Source organism: Limosilactobacillus sp. (assembly GCF_022651205.1).
Taxonomy (GTDB): Bacteria; Bacillota; Bacilli; order Lactobacillales; family Lactobacillaceae; genus Limosilactobacillus.
Window position 1 is genome coordinate 24402 of sequence record NZ_JALCQI010000002.1, and the last position, 18865, is coordinate 43266.

Sequence of the window (18865 nt, forward strand, 5' to 3'; positions counted from 1 at the left end):
CAGTATAACTCATTATGGAGTTTCTGTGTTCGTTTACTTCATTGTTTTACTAAAGTTTTACTGAACTAATCAAGTTCTCGAATCCAGGCTGCCATTTCTCCTACCTGATCATCACCAAAGACCAGGTATTGATCATTCCCAGACATACTGGCCGTGCTGTTAAAAGCAAGGACTGGCTTTCCTAATTTAAGGAATCGCTGAATTGCTTTCTCATCTTTAGTTCCCTGATTAATATCAAGGTAAGCACTTGCCCGGTTAAACCGATCTGTCATTACGCGAGGAAGGATCCCTGGGTACAAGCTAACATTAGGGTATTTTAAGAGTGCCAATAATTTAGGTCCCATTGATGTCCGTGCAGCAATCTCAAATTGATATTCTGGTAGGGTCGTTACAAGTTCAACTAAATGACTAAGGTCCTGACTATTCGTCAAGCAGATTAATGGTCCACGCAGTTTTGACCATTGAGGCTTATTTGTCCCCAACGTAACGTGATCAATAATATCGCGGATACTCATCCCGTTGTAGTACCACCACAACTCACGGTAACGAACCGTTGAAACCAGGTTCCATGGTTTATCATCGGAGTCAAAGTGAATGATTGTTGGGTCGTTGACTTGTGCTAACTCATCAATTATTCGATCAAGGTGATTGTAAACTGCATAACCTTCGACCCCAACCTCGTAGTTGTAGGTCCGGGGTAAAAATTTCGTTTGTGGGTAAAAGAAATCACTTAAGACCGATTGATCAGCATTCGTCAATCCAGGCTGCTTACTAGCGGCCATTAATTGATCGACGATTCCCTTTTGTTGATTAATTACCGGGTTATTAAAGTAAACCACACCAGCATTAATCTCTTTTTCTGGCGAATTTAAATCCTTAACCGCAGCTAACGGATTGGAGAAGTCAAGATTAAAAAGGGCTGTCAGTGGGCGATTAACAATAATGTCGCTGTCCAAGTATAAGACCCGGTCCTCGGGCAATAACTTCGGCAATAATAATTTATCAAACGTCATTGTGTTGAGACGTTCACCAAACGAAATCTTACTTTCGGCAAATAGTGACTGGTCAACTTTTAAATCAATGATGGTGTCATCAATCTGATTTAATTGCTGGTTAACGTTTTTGAACCACTCTTGGGGGATGTCAGGATTTAAGATATATACCGTTAATCCTCGGTTGTGGTAAAGAAGTGATTTTAAGCTGGTAAATAATTTATCAAGATATGCGTAGTTACACTGCATCGCAATTACTGGTGCTGACATTTTAATGAGCCTCCCTATTCATAATAACTATACCCTTTTGGTAAGAACAAAAATAGGGGATCGAAAAAAGAGGCCGAATTTAATTTTCAGTCTCTTCTGTATTTATAATTTATAACGATTGAATGTATTGATAAACCTGTTGGCCAGCGATTGAACCATCACCAACAGCGGTAGCGATTTGCCGCAATGGTGTTTCTCGGACATCACCAACGGCAAAGATCCCAGGAATGCTTGTCTTCATCGTATTGTCAGTCTTAACCCATCCCTGATCATCAAGAATTCCCAATGATGCAAACTGCTTAGTCATCGGTACATTACCAACATAAATAAAGATTCCGTCGGCGTCCATTGTCCCCTCTTCACCAGTTTGGTTATTATGGGTCTTAACACCAGTAACCTTGGTGTCGTTACCAATAATTTCGGTCACGCTGGTATTAAAGATGAACTTCATCTTGTCGTTTTTCATTGCTTCATCCTGCATCATTGGTTGCGCACGAAGCTTATCACTCCGCACTAAAACTGTCACCTGCGAAGCCAAGTTAGTCAGGTACATTCCTTCTTCAACTGCGGAATCACCGCCACCAACAACAATTAAGTGCTTATCCTTAAAGAAGGCACCATCACAAACGGCACAGTATGAAACACCCCGACCACTAAATTCTTCTTCGCCGGGAACATTGAGGTGCCGTTGCTCAGAACCGGTGGCAATCACAATCGCTTTAGCAGTGAATTGTTCATCCATATCGGTAGAAACAGTTTTCGTCCCGTCATCATTAATTTCAACCTTTGTCACGGTTCCGTATGCGTACTCAGCACCGAATTGTGTTGATCCATCATACATCTGTTGAGCCAGGTCAGGCCCCTTAATACTCTTAAAACCAGTATAATTTTCAATCGTTGCGGTGTTATTCAAGTTACCGCCATAGATTCCTCGATCAAGCATCAGAACAGACAAGTTAGCTCGTGACGCATACATTGCAGCAGTCATTCCGCCGGGACCTGCACCGATTACTACTACATCATAATGATCCTTATTAGCCATTCAAAGTCCCTCCTTAAGTTAGTCCAATTTAATTACTAATTATAATAACTTTTTTCGGGAATATTGTCTATTGTTCTGCTTACTTTTGATAAGTAAGGAATTAAAAAATGGAATCTTAAGGTTCGATGAACTATAAGATTCCACTTTGGTGTTTTAGTGTAATGAGTAGGGGATTGCTGGAGTGGTTCTACTGCAACATAGCTACTGCGCTTCGCCCGAGTTTCCTTCTACTGTTATATAGTCGAAACGTTGGAGTGAACCAGAAATTGATTCATCAATTTCGTCTGTGAACCCACGCAAGGATGAGTAGGTTTTTGGCTATCAACTTGTTGATGACAAAAGCCACTCAGCTACTGCGCTTCGCCTGAGTTTCCTTCTACTTCAGCATAGTCGAAACGTGCTTCGCCCGAGTTTCCTAGAGCTAGCAACCTCCTTCCTAGGCGCAAGTCGCCTTCGTCAGGAGAAATTGCTAGCTTTCCGGAAACTCTTTGGGGCGAAAGCACTCTACTTCTTTTTATCCTCTGCCGCGAATTTGGTGCCGAGGTCTTTGATATATTGACGTAATTCGTCCTTAACTTGTGGGTGCTTAAGGCCGTATTCAATGTTGGTCTTAACCCAACCAAACTTGTTACCAACGTCGTAACGGTCGCCAAGGTATTCACGAGCAAATACCCGTTGAGTTTGGTTCAAGGTGTCAATAGCATCAGTTAATTGGATTTCGCCGCCCTTACCAGGCTTAGTCTTTGCCAAAACGTCAAAGATTTCCGGAGTAAAGACGTAACGACCAATAATGGCCAAGTCACTTGGAGCCTTCTTTGGATCTGGCTTTTCAACAAAGCTCGTAACGTTAAAGAGTCCTGGAGTAACTTCCTTACTTGGGTTAATTACACCATACTTAGCAGTATCTTCGTGTGGTACCCGCATAACAGCAAGAGTAGAAGCACCTGTTTGTTCATAACTCTCAATCAATTGCTTAGTTAACGGTTCACCATCATTGTTAATGTTGTTCAAATCATCACCCAACATTACAACAAATGGTTCGTCACCGATAAAGTCACGAGCGGTTAAAACGGCATCCCCTAAACCACGTGGATGTGATTGACGAATGAAGTAAATGTTAATGTCAGTCGTTTCTTCAACTAACTTCAACATTTCATTTTTGTGCTTTGCCCGTAAGTTATCTTCAAGCTCTGGGTTTGAATCAAAGTGGTCTTCAATTGAGCGCTTGTTCTTGCCATCAACAACAACAATGTCTTCAATCCCGGACTTCCGAGCTTCCTCAACAATGAACTGAATCGTTGGCTTATCAACGATTGGTAACATTTCCTTTGCTAATGCCTTTGTTGCTGGGAGAAAGCGGGTCCCCAAACCAGCAGCAGGAATAATTGCTTTACGTACGCGTTTCATAATAATAAACCCTTTCCATGAGATTATTTAATTCTCAATCTCTACTGTATGCATTTTACCATACTTATTCAATTTCTGAAGTAAGATCTCGGCTCATTAATTGTGAAATTGCGTTTTTAATATCTTCGCCTTCATAGAGAACACGGTATAGGGCGTCGGTAATTGGCATCTTCACTTGACGCTTCAGACTAAGTTCATGAGCGGCTTTGGTAGTATATACCCCTTCAATGACCATTCCCATGTGCTCAATTACGTCATCAAGCTTCCGTCCCTGGCCAAGTTGGTATCCAGCTCGCCAGTTACGAGAATTCTTACTGGTAGCGGTAACGACAAGGTCACCAACACCAGAAAGGCCAATAAAGGTCATTGGATTAGCACCAAAGGCAACCCCTAACCGGCGGATTTCGGCAAGACCACGAGTAATTAATGCAGCACGAGCATTGTCGTGGTAACCAAGTCCTTGAAGCGCACCAGCACCGATCGCAATGATGTTCTTTAATGCGGCGCCAAATTCTGCCCCAATCACATCATTGTTGGTATAAACACGGAAATAACTATTGCTAAAAATCTTCTGAATTCGATCGGCATCTCGCAGATTTGCACATGCAGCTGTAACAGCAGTCATGTCCTTAATGGCCACATCTTCAGCATGACTCGGCCCTGACAGGACGACAATGTCCCGCCGATTAGCCTCATTAATTTCTTCCTTTAACATTTCGGAAGGGCGCTTGTAAGTGTTTTGCTCTAACCCTTTTGTAGCGTGAACAATTAATGGCTGTTGATCGTTCTTTTCCAAAATTGCGTTCAAGCGACCTGCTACCTGGCGCAGTCCCTTAGTAGGAATTACAATTAAAATTATATTAGCCCCAGCAACAGCCTCTTCCATATCAGAAGTAGCGATTAATTTATCTGAATAAACTAAGTCTTTCATGTAATGAGGGTTAACGTGCTCGTTATTTAATTGATCAACCTGTTCTTGATTTCGTGACCACAATTTAACGTTATGACCATTTTCCACCAACATATTAGCTAACGTGCTACCCCACGAGCCTGCTCCTAAAACTGCAATTTGTTCAGCCATAATTATTCTCCTTTTAACTAATTAAACTATCAATTTACATACCACGGAATGTTTCCTCTTCGTCGCCGTACAATCAGGATAATTAGAGCAACGATAAAAAAGACTAACGATAAGAGTTGTGACACCCGAATAACGTTACCAAGCATCAGGCTATCCGTCCGCATTTCTTCAATGAAAAACCGCCCAAACGAATACCACATTACGTAGGTCAGGAAAACCTCTCCACGCTTAAACAGGTGGTGACGATGACGTAAAATCATCAGCACAGCAAATCCGATAAGATCCCACAATGATTCGTACAAGAAGGTTGGGACCCTATAGTGGTTGCCAATATTCATTTGGTTAATTATCCACTCTGGAATATGCTGACTAACCAGTGCGGCCCGGCTAGTAATTACACCAAATGCCTCCTGATTCATAAAGTTACCCCAGCGACCAATTCCCTGGGCCATAATCAATGCTGGTGAAATAACATCCATCATTGTCCACAGCGAGATTTGTCGTGAACGACAGAAGAAGTAAAGGGTCAAAACGCCACCAATAATGGCGCCATAAATTGCAATTCCACCATCCCAGATCGCAACAATCTCTCCCGGATGCTGCGAATAATAGGGCCACTGAAAAATAACGTAATACAGGCGAGCACAAATGATTGAAATCGGTAATGCCCACAAAAGGTAATCATAGAAGTAATCTTCATTAATTCCCCGCCGTTGACCTTCACGAACCGAAAGAATCAGAGCAAGGACAACCCCAGTAGCAATAATAATTCCATACCAATGCACCTGAATCGGTCCAAAATGAAATGCGATTGGGTTGAGCGCAAGCATTGTCTTCCCTAAACTAATCATGATCTTGCTTTTCCTTTGCGTCGCGAGCAGAATTCTGTTTGATTAATCGGTTCAAATTATCATCAAAGGTCTTCGTTGCATCATACCCCATTGTTTCTGCACGGTAATTCATTGCGGCAGATTCAATAATGATCGCTAAGTTCCGCCCGGTCTTAACTGGTACGGATACCTTAGGAACAATCACGCCCTGAACCGTCTGCGTATCACCACGATCGCCCAACCGATCAAATTGAACATCAGGGGTCCAAGTTTCAAGATGGACAATCAAGTTAATTACATCGCTCGGCATGATCGCCCCGGTACCATAAAGTGTTGAAACGTCAATAATCCCAATTCCCCGAATTTCCATCAAGTGCTTTAGGATTGCTGGAGCGGTCCCAACAAGGGTTTGTTCATCACGAGCATAAACTTCAACCCGATCATCAGCAACCAGCCGGTGCCCACGCCGAACTAATTCAAGGGCAGTTTCACTCTTCCCAACTCCAGAATCACCTGTAATTAATACCCCAACACCATTGATGTCAACAAGGACACCGTGAAGGGACTGACGTGGCGCTAACCGACCAAGAAGATAGGAAGTCATATTACTTAAGATCTGTGAAGAAGTTAAGTGCGTTCCTAAGATCGGAATCTTGGTCTCCTTTGCTGCCTTCTGCAATTCTTCAGGAATCGGTAAGTTAGTTGAAATCACGAAGCACGGTGTCTGTGGTGCACACATTTTAGTCAGGTACTTTTCCCGCTTTTCATGGGTTAAATCCTTTGCAAATGAGGTTTCGGTAATCCCTAATAATTGGATCCGCATTGCCGGATAGTGTTTAAAATAACCGGCAAACTCAAGTGCTGGCCGCGAGATATCACTAGTAGTAATTGGTCGTTTAAGGTATTCTTCTCCTTGCAAGACCTTTAACCGAACATTGTCAACAAGTTCTTTAACGGTAACATGATCTGCCACAATTTTCACTCCTTCACTAATTGTTAACGTGATCAGATATAACCACGTTACAAATTGACATAATGATTGCAATTAACATTGCTGAGCCAAAGGACGAAAAGTGAAAATAATATGACCCGACAAAGGCTGATGTTAACTGAAGCATCAGCGCATTAATCACAATACTAAATAATCCCAAGGTAAGCACATTAATCGGTAATGATAGTATCAACAAGATTGGTTTCACTAAAACGTTTAAGACCGCTAAGATCGCGCTTGCTAGCAAGGCCACCCCAACGCTATTAACATAAAACATTCCGGTCCGCGAAAAGAGTCCGGCTAATGCAATAAAGAGAATCGTATCTATTATTACACGCTTAATAAATTCCATTTAAGACCGTCCATTCTTTTTAATATCCTCTTCTTCAACATCAGTGAGCTGCCGGCGTCCCCGCGATTCATCCGTCTTTTGCGGGGTACTCGTTAAGTCGGCAAAAGCCTTAAACAGGCCAGCAATTCCGGGATGCGCTGGATCCGGCGGAATAATTGTTAGTAAAACAACGTACACGATTATCCCCGGAATAACTCCAGTGATTGCAGTAAATAAGATATATGCAATCCGCAAGTATAGTGGCTTCGTATTAAAATACTTGGCAAAACCACTAAGGACTCCAGCAAGCCACCGATCATCATAGGATCTGGTTAACTTCTTCTTCATAATTCATCCCTCCTAATAGCTTAATCTTACTGTGTTTTTTTGGTAACTGCAATTGAATTTACTGAGGATTCTTTTGACTGAGCTTCCACTGGAGGTAAGCGTTAATGAATGGATCCAAATCACCATCCATTACTGCCTGACCATTATGGGTCTCATGACCGCTCCGGTTATCTTTAACCAGGGTATATGGGTGAAAGACGTACGAGCGAATCTGGGAACCCCAGCCAATATCAAGCTGCTCCCCTTCAATCTCGGCCCGCTTTTTAGCCTTCTTCTCTTCTTCTAATTCATACAGTTTTGATTTTAACATGTTCATCGCAGTTACCCGGTTTTGCAACTGTGAACGTTCCGCTTGCGAAGAGGTAACAATCCCAGTCGGAATGTGGGTAATTCGGACGGCAGATTCGGTCTTGTTAATATGCTGACCACCAGCACCACTCGAACGGAAAGTATCAACCCGTAGATCTGATGGATCAATATCAATATTGACACTCTCATCAAGTTCGGGCATTACATCAACGGAAGCAAACGAGGTGTGGCGCCGCCCAGCCGCATCGAATGGAGAAATCCGCACAAGCCTGTGGACCCCTTTTTCACTGCGAAGGTAGCCAAACGCATTGTGCCCCTTAATCAATAAGGTAACGCTCTTAATTCCGGCCTCGTCACCAGCTTCATAACTAGCAGTTTCAACATTAAAGCCATGCTGTTCTCCCCAGCGAATGTACATCCGTAGTAACATGGCTCCCCAGTCTTGGGCTTCGGTACCTCCAGCTCCCGGGTGAATTTCCAAGATTGCATTTTTGGCATCATATTCACCATCAAGAAGTTGGTTCAGCCGATATTGCTCTAATTCCTTTTGGGTCGTCGTAAATGACTTTTCAAACTCACTTTGCAAGTCATCATCCGGTTCCATTTCAAGCAACTCAATCGACGTTTGCAGGTTACCAATGTTATCACGCAGCTTAACAAAGGTATCTCGTTTATCCTTCAAATCATTATTCTCGTTAATGACTTTTTGTGCCGCTACGTTATCGTCCCAAAAGCCCGGTTCAGCCATCTTTTGTTCATTTTCAGCGATGCTTTCATCTAAGGCATCTAAGTCAAAGAGACCTCCCGAAGCGGGCAACTTCTTGTTGCATTGCTTCTACTTTTTTCTTTGCTTCACTAAGTTCCAAATTATTGCCTCCAAAATATTAATTTAAACCAAAACGGTAACAGGTACCGCCATAGGGCCACCTGCTACCGTACCTTGATAGTTGTTTTTATTCAGTTACTAATTAACGAGTAACGTTTTGGCGAATTTGTGACTTCATAAAGAGTCGAGTAGTTTCATACTCAATATCTGCAATCATTTGTTCAAACATGTGGTAACCAGCAGTTTGATATTCAACAAGTGGGTTCAACTGACCATAACCACGAAGACCAACTGATTGACGGAATTGATCCATCACATCAATATGATCAGTCCAGTGAGAATCAACAACCCGCAAAAGGACAACCTTTTCGAATTCAAGCATCTGTGCTGGATCGTAAAGTTGCTTTTGCTTATCCTTGTAGATTGCCTTAGCGTAACCCATTAAGAAATCAACCATTTGGCGTGGTGACTTATTAGCAAGATCGGCAACACTAATTGTATCTGGCTTGACGATTACCTCTTCTGCAAAGTCAACAATTCCTTTCAGGTCCCAATCTTTACGTTCTCCTAAAGTATGTTGTTCAACTTCCCGTTGGATTGTCCGCTTGAAGATTGGCATAAGAACCCACTTCAATGACTGATCCTCAGTAATAATTTCTTGACGTTCCTTGTAGATGATTTCCCGTTGTTCACGCATCACATCATCATACTGCAAAACGTTCTTCCGGGAGTCGTAGTTGTTCCCTTCAACACGCTTCTGCGCTGACTCAACCTGGTGGGTAAGGAAACGACTCTTAATAACAGCATCGTCATCGTCAACCTTCATCCGTTCCAAAAAGGCCTTAATCCGGTCACCACCGAACCGTTTCATCAAGTCATCCTCAAGTGATAGGTAGAATTGTGAAAGACCTGGATCACCCTGACGACCTGAACGTCCACGGAGCTGGTTATCAATCCGTCGTGATTCGTGTCGTTCAGTACCAATAACTGCTAAACCACCTAATTCACGAACACCAGGGCCAAGCTTAATATCAGTTCCCCGTCCAGCCATGTTCGTCGCGATTGTTACCGCACCACGTTGACCAGCATTCTTAATAATGTCAGCTTCCTTAGCGTGGTTCTTAGCGTTCAAAACAACGTGTGGAATGTGTTCCTGGTCTAGCAGGTGAGACAAGTATTCAGAAGTTTCAACGGCAACGGTACCAACCAAGATCGGTTGTCCCTTTTCGTGAAGGCTCTTAATTCGCTTAACAACTGCCGCAAACTTACTCTTTAGTGTTGGGTAAAGTAAATCTGGTTCGTCTTTTCGTTGAACTGGCCGGTTAGTTGGGATTGTGATTGTTTCCATGTTATAAATCTCACGGAATTCTTCTTGTTCAGTCTTGGCAGTCCCAGTCATCCCCGCAAGTTTATTGTACATCCGGAACAAGTTCTGGTAGGTAATGTTAGCCATGGTCTTGTTCTCTTCTTGAATCTGAACGCCTTCCTTAGCTTCAATCGCTTGGTGAAGGCCGTCAGAGAACCGACGTCCTTGCATAACACGTCCGGTAAATGAATCAACAATAAGAACTTCACCGTCAGAAACCACGTAATCCTTATCCCGGAGCATAATGTAATTAGCTCGCAACGCTTGATCCAAGTGGTGGGTCAATGCGGTGTTTTCTGGATCATACAGGTTCTTTAAGTTAAAGTACTTTTCTGCTTTTTGGATTCCTTCATCAGTTAAGGCAACGGTCTTCGATTCAAGGTCAACCTTGTAATCGACCTCATTCTTCAATGTCTTAACAAAACGGTCGGTCTGCTTATAAAGCTTTGAAGTCCCTGTTCCTGGACCAGAAATAATCAATGGGGTCCGCGCTTCATCAATAAGAATCGAGTCAACCTCATCAACTAAGGCATAGTTCAATCCCCGTTGTACCTGGTCTTCCTTGTAAACGGCCATATTATCACGAAGGTAATCAAACCCGATTTCACTGTTAGTGGAGTACATAATGTCAGCTTTATATGCTTCACGTTTCTGGTCTGGTGACATTTCGGAGTTGTTAACACCGACACTGCAACCTAACCAATTGTAAAGCTGTCCCATTTCTGTAGCATCACGTTTTGATAGGTATTCGTTAACAGTGATAACGTGAACTCCCTTACCACTAATAGCGTTAAGATACACTGGCATGGTGGCAGTCAGTGTCTTACCTTCCCCGGTCTTCATTTCGGCAATGTTACCTTCGTGAAGAACGATACCCCCCATAATTTGAACGTGGAATGGGTAAAGGCCGAGAACACGTTTAGCCCCTTCACGTGCTACCGCAAATGCTTCTGGCAGCATATGATCGAGATCTTCACCCTTTTGGTAGCGGGCACGAAATTCATCAGTTTTAGCTTTAAGCTCATCATCTGATAATGCCGCCATTGGCTTAGCATATTTTTCAACCTTGTTCGCGATCTTGTTAATCCGCCGTAACTCACGGCGATCGCTTTCAATCCATTTTTTTAGAATGTTAGCCATAAAAGCGTCCTTTCTAATTAACGTTTTTTAATTTTGGCCTTGAGATTTGCTGCTACTCAAGCCAATTTTAATTTATATTCTAACCTTAACATTTTACCACGTTAACAGGAGAATTAAAATGATCCGCACGCTTTTAAACGTTAAAGAGACTGAGATTAATCTCAGTCTCTTATCTGTTTCCCAGCTTAATTTTATTCAGCTTCGATCAAACCATAACGGCCATCTTTACGACGGTAAACAATGCTGGTTCCGTCGGTTTCGGCGTCTTGGAATACGAAGAAGTCATGTCCTAACATATCCATTTGAAGGACAGCTTCTTCTGGATCCATTGGTTTGAGTGAGATTTGCTTTGTCCGCACAATCTTCAAGTCATCTTGACTATCGGTATCATCATCGGTTGGGACAAATTCTAAGTTCTTAAAGCCTTTTTCACGTGACTTACGGTTAACCTTGGTCTTGTACTTCCGAATTTGACGTTCAAGCTTATCAGTAACAAGGTCAACACTACCGTACATGTCATTAGAAGTTTCTTCAGCCCGTAATGTAAGGTATGGTAACGGAATAGTAACTTCTACCTTGTAAGTACGGTTAGGATAAACTTTTAAGTTCACATGGGCAGTTGCTTCTACGTTGTCTTCGAAGAACTTTTGTAACTTGTTAATCCGCTTAACAACATAGTCACGAATTGAGTCAGTTACTTCGATATTTTCACCACGAATATTGAACTTTAACATAGTAATTTCTCCTTTCAGTTCAAGCAATCGCTTGATCTGGTATCAGAAGGACCACTCTTCTCATATCCTTAACTATATTATAGTGTAATTGATACTATTTAACAAACGAATCAGTGAAATATTTAACATTTCTTAACGCGCTAAAGACAGGCTTTGGACACGGTTACACCCTACCTCATGCAAAAGGGCTGCGGCATGGTACAAAGTACGTCCGGTAGTATAAATGTCATCAACAAGTAAGACCGTCTTCCCATAAAGATCAGATGATTGCTTTATGGTAAACGGTTGCTTGGTTTGTAATCGTGAATGACGATCCTTCTTTGACTGTGCTTCCTTTTGTTTATTCTTATGGACCAATAGTTCTGTATAGTGAAGGCCCTCCAACAATCCTGTCACCTGGTTAAAGCCCCGGGTTTTCATCGTATGGTCAGTAACAGGAATCGGTACTAATAAGTCGTATTCTAAGTTGCTAACAGCCCGTCGTAAGTCCTCTTGGAATACTTTCCTTAAATGGTATTGCCCCTGAAACTTATATTCCTGCATATACTCTCTCATCGCCTGATTATAATGAAAAAGCGGTCGATGTCTTAAATGCCATCCATAATGTTGCTTCCATTTTAGGCAGTCAGGGCACAGTGATTTCTCCCCTTCCCGTCCACATCCCCGACAGCCAGTCTTTTGGGGATACTCAACGAATCGTTGAAGACAAGAATTACATAGTACTGGTTGCTTAATTAGACCCGGAAAAATGATCTCACGAACCGTTAATTTCTGGACTAATTGCTGGTGACAAAGCAAACAACTAGCCATTGGTTAATCGCCGTCCCTTCGTATTCATGTAAGCAATTTGCCGTTGGGCTTCACGAACTCGTCGGTTATATGAATTAACCCAAAAGTTAACTTTCCCTGTTGGCCGTTTTAATGAACGACCAGCACGTCCCGCAATTTGAACTAGTGCTGAGGAAGAAAAAACTTGATCATCGGCTCCAAGAACAAAGACATCAATTTCGGGAAAGGTAACTCCCCGTTCCAAAATCGAAGTGGTAATTAAAAATTGATATTTTCCCGCTCGCATTGACTGAACCTTTTCCAGTCGTTTAGGATCGGCTGCGTGAACCGTAGTGAACTTTATTTTAGGAAATACCCGTTGTAGAGCTAAAAAGGTCGGCTGAAGATCGGCAACATGAGGAACAAATAATAAACAGTGATGATGGGCCAACGTCAAACGTAGCTCCTTAATTAGTCTCGCTGGTAATCGTCTTTGTAAAAGGTGCTTCCGCCAATTAAAAGCCAGATGAATTTTAATTTGTGGCAAGAGATGTCCATGGTAACGTAACGGTAAGTAGCTAACTAGTAGCTTCTTTTGTTGAATTTGGTGAATCAACTCTTTCCCTGGTGTTGCGGTCATGAATAGTAGACCGCCATCCGGCTTAATTGCATTTTCCGTGGCGTATAGCAATGCCCGATTAGCAGCATAGGGAAACGAATCCACTTCATCAACAATCAGATTATCGAAGGCGTGGTAAAAGCGTAATAATTGGTGAGTCGTACAGATCGTTAATTGGGCATATTGATACTTCTGTTTCTCCCTACCGTGAAGAAGGGCAATCGGGAAATTAGCAAACGCTGCCTGCAAACGGGGATATAACTCTAAGCAAACGTCGACCCGTGGTGATGCAATTGCAACCCGTTCACCGCGACTTAAGGCAGCCGCAATCCCCGCAAAGATCATTTCCGTTTTCCCCGCTCCTGTCACTGCCCATAATAATTGACGGCAATGACGTTCCATTCGGTCCCGAATAATTTCAGAAGTTGTCGCTTGTAATGACGATAATTGTCCCGTCCACGTTAAGATCTGCTCAGGAATCACAAATTGATTTGGTTCCTGAACATGGTAAAATTTATCAAGAGTTGATACTCGTCCAAGTGTAATGCATTCTGGACAATAATATTGGTCACGCGGCATCGCAACAACTGATTTATTAGATACCGTCCCGCATCTCAAACAGATAATATTTTTTGAAGTAACCCTTAGTGTTGGCAAAGCTTGAAGTCGGGAATCATTAAGTGGAAACGAATCCACTTGCGGAAATAATACCCGCCGACCATATAGTTCATCAAGTTTCATTTTTCACCCTCCACTAAGTTAATACGGGAAAAAAGTAACTTTTCATCAAAGGAGTAATAAAAAAATGGCAGAACCATTTCTCATGATCGCTAAAAATACCAGTAACGAAATGGTAATTAAGAAATCACGCTTTATTTGTTCGATTGCACGGGCATCAACCGAGGAAGAAGCCCAGCAATTCATTGATCAAATTAATGCAGAAAATAAAAAAGCGACTCATAACTGTTACGCCTACATGGTTGGTGATCGAGATCAGATTCAGCGTGAAAGCGATAATGGTGAACCGAGTGGGACCGCAGGAGTACCGATCCTCGAATCACTCCAGCTAGCAAAGCTCCACAACGTTGTGGCTGTTGTTACCCGGTACTTTGGTGGAATTAAGCTCGGTGCCGGTGGTTTAATTCGGGCTTATAGTAATTCTGCCACTAATGCCATTCACAAAGCAGGCATAGTTGAAAGAATCAAGCAATCGGTTCTTGAGATTACAGTTAGTTACTCCCAACACGATTCACTTCTTCACTACCTTAAGGAGCAAAGTATCGAGGTTGCGGATGAACAGTTTGCCGCTAATGTCCAGACAAACATCTATGTCGATCAAGATAAGGTTACTGAAACAACTAACGACCTAATTAACCGTTTTAACGATCAATTAACGATCAAAAAAGGAACCTCACGTGACCATGAAGTTCCTTATTCTACTAATTAACTTAAAACTGTTTCAACAATATTAAGAATAATAATTATTATCAGTAAACTGATAACCCAAGTGGTGACTACCCTCGTCCGGTGATCACCACTTTTTAATTTTGCCCAATTAAAGCCGAGGTATGCACCAATCAACATCAGTGTTCCCAGAATACCAATCAGGTCTGAGTGAAAGCCTAATCGATCTAAGCTAAAGCCACCCATCAAAAAGAGGCCAACAGCAAATAATAAACCAAAGGCAATGTTTCTTTTATTCATTTTAACTGCCCACCTTATTTTGAAATTATTTCCCGGGAAATACTCGACTGCAACATGGTCGAAACGTTGGAGTGAACCAGAAATTGATTTATCAATTTCGTCTGTGAACCCACGCAAGGGTGAGTAGGTTTTTAGCTATCAACTTGTTGATGACAAAAGCCACTCAGCTACTGCGCTTCGCTCGGGTTTTCTTCTACTGCAGCATGGTCAAAACGTGTTCAGCCTAACCTTCCTCGAGTTTCTACTGCAACATAGTAGAAACGTGCTCGCCAGGAACTTGCTAGAGCTAGCGACCTCAGTTTCTACTGCAACATGGTCAAAATATGTTCAGCCTAACCTTCCTCGAGCTAACGACCTCCACCTCCGACGGCATACCGCCGTTCGGTGGAGAAATCGTTAGCCACCGGAAGGTTTTAACGGCTTCACACTCTAATTATTCATGCAAATGATAATTGTAACTAGCGACGACGATGTTTTGGCGGGAGTTGAGGACGGTACGGAGACGGACGCTGGTCTGGTTGTGAAGGGCTAATTGCCATGGGTGCTTAGGGATAAACTGGGGAACTAGAACGGTTGTTGAGTAGTTCCGAGCAGCGGCCCGTTTAGCAATAACATCCACGAAACGAAGGGTTGGTTTTGCAATTGAACGGTATGACGAGTGAATATCGACAAACCGAACATCAGGGAACTCGGCCTTGAACTCATTGGCTGTCTTGTGCTCCTTACCAGGGTTTTCATCAAAGGAAACGTGCATTGCGATAACGTAATCACCGATTGATCGTGCGTAGTTGATCGCACCCCGAGTAACTCGGGTAACATTACCAACCAAAACAATTACGGTTGCTCCGTCATAATCGTGCAATTGGACCTTAGTCTTTTCAGCAACCCGAAGCTGCTTAGCAACCTTAATGTAGTGACGGTGAATCGAGTGGAACATGTAAAGAAGCAATGGCATGATGATCAAGTATGGCCAAACATTGCCAAAGTGTTGCCAGAATAATGCAAGAACCAATGCAAGTGAAATCAAAGCACCAACAAGGTTAATAAATGCCTTCCCGATCCAAAATCCTTCACGTTCACGGAACCAGTGAATAATCATCCCTGATTGAGACAAAGTAAATGGCACGAAGACCCCAACAGCATAAAGCGGAATCAACATGTTCGTTTGACCATGAAAGATCAAGATCAGAATAATTGCCCCAACAGCTAAGGCGATAATCCCGTTTGAATACCCCAAACGGTCCCCACGATCCATAAATGCGTGAGGCATGTACTTATCCTTTGCCATGTTAAAGGCAAGGATTGGGAAAGCCGAGAAACCAGTATTAGCAGCCACTGCCAAAATCATTGCAGTTGACAACTGTAGTAAGTAGAAGCCGATTCCATGACCACCGAACACTGCTAAACCGATTTGTGATAGTACGGTAACCCGTTTGTTCGGTACGATACCAAAGTAAAAGCCATAGAAGATAATGGCAATAAAGAAGAACGCCAGGATTGCACTCATAATTGCCAGAGTGACAGAAGCGTTTTTCTCCTTTGGCTTATTAAAGTTTGGAACGGCATTACTTACGGCTTCAACCCCTGTTAGTGAAGATGAACCTGCAGAAAAAGCCCGAACAAACAGGACAAAAGTCATCCCCGTAACGGGAGTCCCGTAGTCTGCTGGTGCTTGGTAATGAACCTGGCCGGTCGCAATGTTATATGCTCCCCAAATGATCATAACAGTAATCATAATCACGAAGAAATAAACCGGAACCGTAAGGAAATTAGCACTCTCGCTCATTCCCCGTAGATTCATAAACATAATTAATAGAACAATAATAATTGCAATCGGCACGGAGAAGCGGTAAAGCGCCGGAACCGCTGAAGTAATCGCTTCAACTCCAGATGTCGTTGATACGGCAACGGTTAACATATAGTCAACTAGTAATGAACCACCGGCAAACAATCCACCGTTGCTTCCCCAGTTCCTGGTAGCAACAACGTAGGCCCCACCACCACTTGGGTAGGCATGGATAATTTGTTGGTACGAAAGAGTGATTGCTAGCAACAGCAGTAACACAATGGCGGCAATCGGAATTGAATACCAAATTGCCATTGCAGACAAGGTTACTAGGACTGTCGTAATCTGCTCTGGTCCATAAGCAACTGATGAAATAGCATCAGATGACAGCATTGCCAACGCCTTAAACTTAGTTAAGTGGGTCTGGCCCTCATCTAATGTTTTTAAGGGTTTCCCAATTAAAACCCGTTTAATATATCGCCACATACTATCCTCCCGATATTCATGGAATATAATCGTTTAATCGATTTTGGATAACTGAACAATAATACACTTAATTTGATAACTTTTCAATTAGCATAAAAGACAAAAAGGTTATCTCTGTTTAAGACGATTATTAACCTCTTTAGCTGCTGGGTCAACTTTAGGCAATCGACTATGAACCGCCCAAACATAGAAAAATAGGGATACAACAATGATTACAATAAAATCAAATGGATACTTAATCCAATCCTGGCCACCAAATCCAGTACTTCCGGCATAAGAAATGATCGAAATAAAGATCATGTAACAAATCAGCCAGGTAGAACTCTTTAATTGCTGGCGCCAATTAGTCTTTTGGTAACGCCACTCATAATAAAGGTAGATTGGCAATCCTAAAGCAATTACAAAAATTACCTGAACGGTTGTTGGCCACATCGTCCAATAAATTGCTAGTCCGGTAACAACAAAGGCAAACGGTGCTAACCACTTCATATAGTTGGGCGCAAATGGTCGTTCCAAATTTGGTGCCATCTTCCGTAAAGAAATTACCGTTACCGGACCAGTCAGGTAAGCGATTAGTGTTGATCCGGTAATTACGGTTGCTAACAAGCTCCAGTTTCGGAAGACATTAACGAGAATCGTGGCTAAAATCAGGTCCGCAACCATCGCAAAGCGCGGAATCATGTAGCGGCGTTCCAACCGGCCAAGCCATTTCGGCAGGTGTCCAGTATGTGTCATCGCAGCTAATGCCCGTGATGCGGTTGCAACAAACGCAACCCCAGTCCCAAATGGTGAAACGAAGGCGTCCATATAAAGGAGAATTGCTAACCAGTTCAAGCTTAATAAAATGGCAATGTCAGCAAACGGTGACGCGAAATTAACTCCGTGCCAACCAGCCTTAGCAAGGATTGCCGGACTAACCGCCCCGATAAAGGCAACCTGAAGCATGATGTAAATCGCTGCTGTGATTAACATTGAGATCAGGACACCGCGCACGATATTCTTATGGGGATTGACCATTTCACCACCCATATTGATGACCGTCTGGAAGGCATCGTACGACATGATAATTCCTGAAACTGCAGCAGCTTCAAAGATCGACCGACTACCATAAGGCATGAACGTCTGTACACTATGACCAAAGTTCCCGGCATGAAAACCACTAACTAGCAGCATCACAATGGTTAAAGTCGGCAGAACAATCTTAAAAACTGAAATTAGGTTGGTAAAACGGGTCATTAACTTCACCGACCAGAAGTTAATCAAGGTAAAAATGACCATAAAGAGGAATACCACAAGCATTCCCGATGAGGTAACGTTCCCGCCCTTAACGAAGTGGTGGGTCCAATTAGCCCACGACCACGGCCATGAACTCATGTACTGGACAGAAGCCACCGCCTCCATTGGAACCAACGTGATTAGTGAAATCCAGTTAGCCCATGCAGCAATAAAGCCAAGCAACGGTCCGTGGCTATATTGAGCATAACGACTCATTCCCCCACTTTCCGGAAACATTGCTCCCAGTTCAACATAGGTAAGAGCAATGCTGATAATAATCACCGCACCAATAATCCAGGAAATGATCGCTGCTGGTCCCGCAACTTTAGCGGCCGTTCCCGCACCGAATAACCATCCTGAGCCGATCAGTGAATTTAATGCCAACATTACTCCAGAAAACAGCGTGATCTTATGTTGAGCTAGTTTATTGTTCATCAGTCTCTCCTTCTCTGCCTTTCATGTATGACACTAAAATGTCAAGCCTTTAGCAAATCTTAATGAATAGATGATACCACTATTTTATTCACAAGCCAAAATCAATTTAATAAAGAAAGACCTCC

17 protein-coding genes are annotated in these 18865 nt (G+C 42.7%); 1 reads left to right on the top strand and 16 read right to left on the bottom strand.

Going from position 1 to position 18865, the window contains the following annotated elements; genetic code table 11:
* Positions 1 to 65: 65 nt before the first annotated feature.
* The 13 genes from LKJ51_RS00960 to LKJ51_RS01020 all read right to left on the bottom strand — a co-directional run bounded on the left by LKJ51_RS00960 (position 66) and on the right by LKJ51_RS01020 (position 13795).
* Positions 66 to 1262 (bottom strand): glycosyltransferase, encoded by a 1197-nt coding sequence (locus LKJ51_RS00960; protein WP_291978690.1) that lies wholly within the window; start codon positions 1260 to 1262, stop codon positions 66 to 68.
* A gap of 109 nt (positions 1263 to 1371) precedes the next feature.
* Positions 1372 to 2304 (bottom strand): thioredoxin-disulfide reductase, encoded by a 933-nt coding sequence (gene trxB, locus LKJ51_RS00965; RefSeq protein ID WP_291978688.1) that lies wholly within the window; start codon positions 2302 to 2304, stop codon positions 1372 to 1374.
* Positions 2305 to 2808: 504 nt separating this feature from the next.
* Complete coding sequence (galU, locus tag LKJ51_RS00970; RefSeq protein ID WP_291978687.1) at positions 2809 to 3711, bottom strand: UTP--glucose-1-phosphate uridylyltransferase GalU; 903 nt, start codon at positions 3709 to 3711, stop codon at positions 2809 to 2811.
* 64 nt (positions 3712 to 3775) lie between these two features.
* Positions 3776 to 4792, bottom strand: coding sequence for an NAD(P)H-dependent glycerol-3-phosphate dehydrogenase (locus tag LKJ51_RS00975; protein ID WP_291978686.1), 1017 nt, complete (start codon positions 4790 to 4792; stop codon positions 3776 to 3778).
* Between the two features lie 29 nt (positions 4793 to 4821).
* Positions 4822 to 5643, bottom strand: a complete 822-nt coding sequence (gene lgt, locus LKJ51_RS00980) for a prolipoprotein diacylglyceryl transferase (protein ID WP_291978685.1) — start codon at positions 5641 to 5643, stop codon at positions 4822 to 4824.
* Positions 5636 to 6595, bottom strand: coding sequence for an HPr(Ser) kinase/phosphatase (hprK, locus tag LKJ51_RS00985; protein ID WP_291978684.1), 960 nt, complete (start codon positions 6593 to 6595; stop codon positions 5636 to 5638). The genes lgt and hprK overlap by 8 nt, the downstream gene beginning before the upstream one ends.
* Before the next feature lie 16 nt (positions 6596 to 6611).
* Positions 6612 to 6965: a phage holin family protein gene (locus tag LKJ51_RS00990; protein WP_291978683.1), complete on the bottom strand. Its 354-nt coding sequence runs from the start codon at positions 6963 to 6965 to the stop codon at positions 6612 to 6614.
* Positions 6966 to 7292 (bottom strand): PspC domain-containing protein, encoded by a 327-nt coding sequence (locus LKJ51_RS00995; RefSeq protein WP_291978682.1) that lies wholly within the window; start codon positions 7290 to 7292, stop codon positions 6966 to 6968. It lies immediately after the preceding gene.
* Between the two features lie 58 nt (positions 7293 to 7350).
* Positions 7351 to 8467 (bottom strand): peptide chain release factor 2 gene (gene prfB, locus LKJ51_RS01000; RefSeq protein WP_434737663.1). Its coding sequence is split into 2 segments (ribosomal slippage): positions 7351 to 8394 and positions 8396 to 8467, totalling 1116 coding nucleotides; the frame shifts between segments, so codons are not numbered across the junction.
* A 102-nt stretch (positions 8468 to 8569) separates the two neighbouring features.
* Entirely contained in the window at positions 8570 to 10933 is a 2364-nt protein-coding gene (secA, locus tag LKJ51_RS01005; protein ID WP_291978680.1) for a preprotein translocase subunit SecA, read from the bottom strand.
* A 191-nt stretch (positions 10934 to 11124) separates the two neighbouring features.
* Positions 11125 to 11667 (bottom strand): ribosome hibernation-promoting factor, HPF/YfiA family, encoded by a 543-nt coding sequence (gene hpf / locus LKJ51_RS01010; protein WP_291978679.1) that lies wholly within the window; start codon positions 11665 to 11667, stop codon positions 11125 to 11127.
* Positions 11668 to 11799: 132 nt separating this feature from the next.
* Positions 11800 to 12477, bottom strand: a complete 678-nt coding sequence (locus tag LKJ51_RS01015; protein WP_291978678.1) for a ComF family protein — start codon at positions 12475 to 12477, stop codon at positions 11800 to 11802.
* Positions 12470 to 13795 (bottom strand): DEAD/DEAH box helicase, encoded by a 1326-nt coding sequence (locus LKJ51_RS01020; protein WP_291978677.1) that lies wholly within the window; start codon positions 13793 to 13795, stop codon positions 12470 to 12472. The genes LKJ51_RS01015 and LKJ51_RS01020 overlap by 8 nt, the downstream gene beginning before the upstream one ends.
* A gap of 64 nt (positions 13796 to 13859) precedes the next feature.
* Between LKJ51_RS01020 and LKJ51_RS01025 the strand changes: the two genes are divergently transcribed.
* Entirely contained in the window at positions 13860 to 14501 is a 642-nt protein-coding gene (locus LKJ51_RS01025; RefSeq protein ID WP_291978676.1) for a YigZ family protein, read from the top strand.
* Here LKJ51_RS01025 and LKJ51_RS01030 read toward each other — a convergent pair.
* From LKJ51_RS01030 to LKJ51_RS01040, 3 genes are all read right to left on the bottom strand, one after another.
* The gene (locus tag LKJ51_RS01030) at positions 14498 to 14758 is read right to left on the bottom strand and encodes a hypothetical protein (protein WP_291978675.1); all 261 of its coding nucleotides are present in this window, start codon (positions 14756 to 14758) and stop codon (positions 14498 to 14500) included. The two genes, LKJ51_RS01025 and LKJ51_RS01030, sit on opposite strands and share 4 nt — an antisense overlap.
* A 433-nt stretch (positions 14759 to 15191) precedes the next feature.
* Positions 15192 to 17030: an APC family permease gene (locus LKJ51_RS01035; protein WP_291978673.1), complete on the bottom strand. Its 1839-nt coding sequence runs from the start codon at positions 17028 to 17030 to the stop codon at positions 15192 to 15194.
* 108 nt (positions 17031 to 17138) lie between these two features.
* Positions 17139 to 18740 carry an APC family permease gene (locus LKJ51_RS01040; RefSeq protein ID WP_291978672.1) on the bottom strand — a complete coding sequence of 534 codons (1602 nt, stop codon included), beginning with the start codon at positions 18738 to 18740 and terminating at the stop codon, positions 17139 to 17141.
* Positions 18741 to 18865: the final 125 nt, after the last annotated feature.

Coding starts and splice junctions, on each gene's coding strand:
- secA (WP_291978680.1), bottom strand. CDS start 10,933: ATGGCTAACATTCTAAAAAAATGGATTGAAAGCGATCGCCGTGAGTTA.
- LKJ51_RS01025 (WP_291978676.1), top strand. CDS start 13,860: ATGGCAGAACCATTTCTCATGATCGCTAAAAATACCAGTAACGAAATG.
- LKJ51_RS01035 (WP_291978673.1), bottom strand. CDS start 17,030: ATGTGGCGATATATTAAACGGGTTTTAATTGGGAAACCCTTAAAAACA.
- LKJ51_RS00975 (WP_291978686.1), bottom strand. CDS start 4,792: ATGGCTGAACAAATTGCAGTTTTAGGAGCAGGCTCGTGGGGTAGCACG.
- galU (WP_291978687.1), bottom strand. CDS start 3,711: ATGAAACGCGTACGTAAAGCAATTATTCCTGCTGCTGGTTTGGGGACC.
- lgt (WP_291978685.1), bottom strand. CDS start 5,643: ATGATTAGTTTAGGGAAGACAATGCTTGCGCTCAACCCAATCGCATTT.
- LKJ51_RS01015 (WP_291978678.1), bottom strand. CDS start 12,477: ATGGCTAGTTGTTTGCTTTGTCACCAGCAATTAGTCCAGAAATTAACG.
- LKJ51_RS00960 (WP_291978690.1), bottom strand. CDS start 1,262: ATGTCAGCACCAGTAATTGCGATGCAGTGTAACTACGCATATCTTGAT.
- LKJ51_RS01030 (WP_291978675.1), bottom strand. CDS start 14,758: ATGAATAAAAGAAACATTGCCTTTGGTTTATTATTTGCTGTTGGCCTC.
- LKJ51_RS01020 (WP_291978677.1), bottom strand. CDS start 13,795: ATGAAACTTGATGAACTATATGGTCGGCGGGTATTATTTCCGCAAGTG.
- LKJ51_RS01040 (WP_291978672.1), bottom strand. CDS start 18,740: ATGAACAATAAACTAGCTCAACATAAGATCACGCTGTTTTCTGGAGTA.
- LKJ51_RS00990 (WP_291978683.1), bottom strand. CDS start 6,965: ATGGAATTTATTAAGCGTGTAATAATAGATACGATTCTCTTTATTGCA.
- trxB (WP_291978688.1), bottom strand. CDS start 2,304: ATGGCTAATAAGGATCATTATGATGTAGTAGTAATCGGTGCAGGTCCC.
- LKJ51_RS00995 (WP_291978682.1), bottom strand. CDS start 7,292: ATGAAGAAGAAGTTAACCAGATCCTATGATGATCGGTGGCTTGCTGGA.
- hpf (WP_291978679.1), bottom strand. CDS start 11,667: ATGTTAAAGTTCAATATTCGTGGTGAAAATATCGAAGTAACTGACTCA.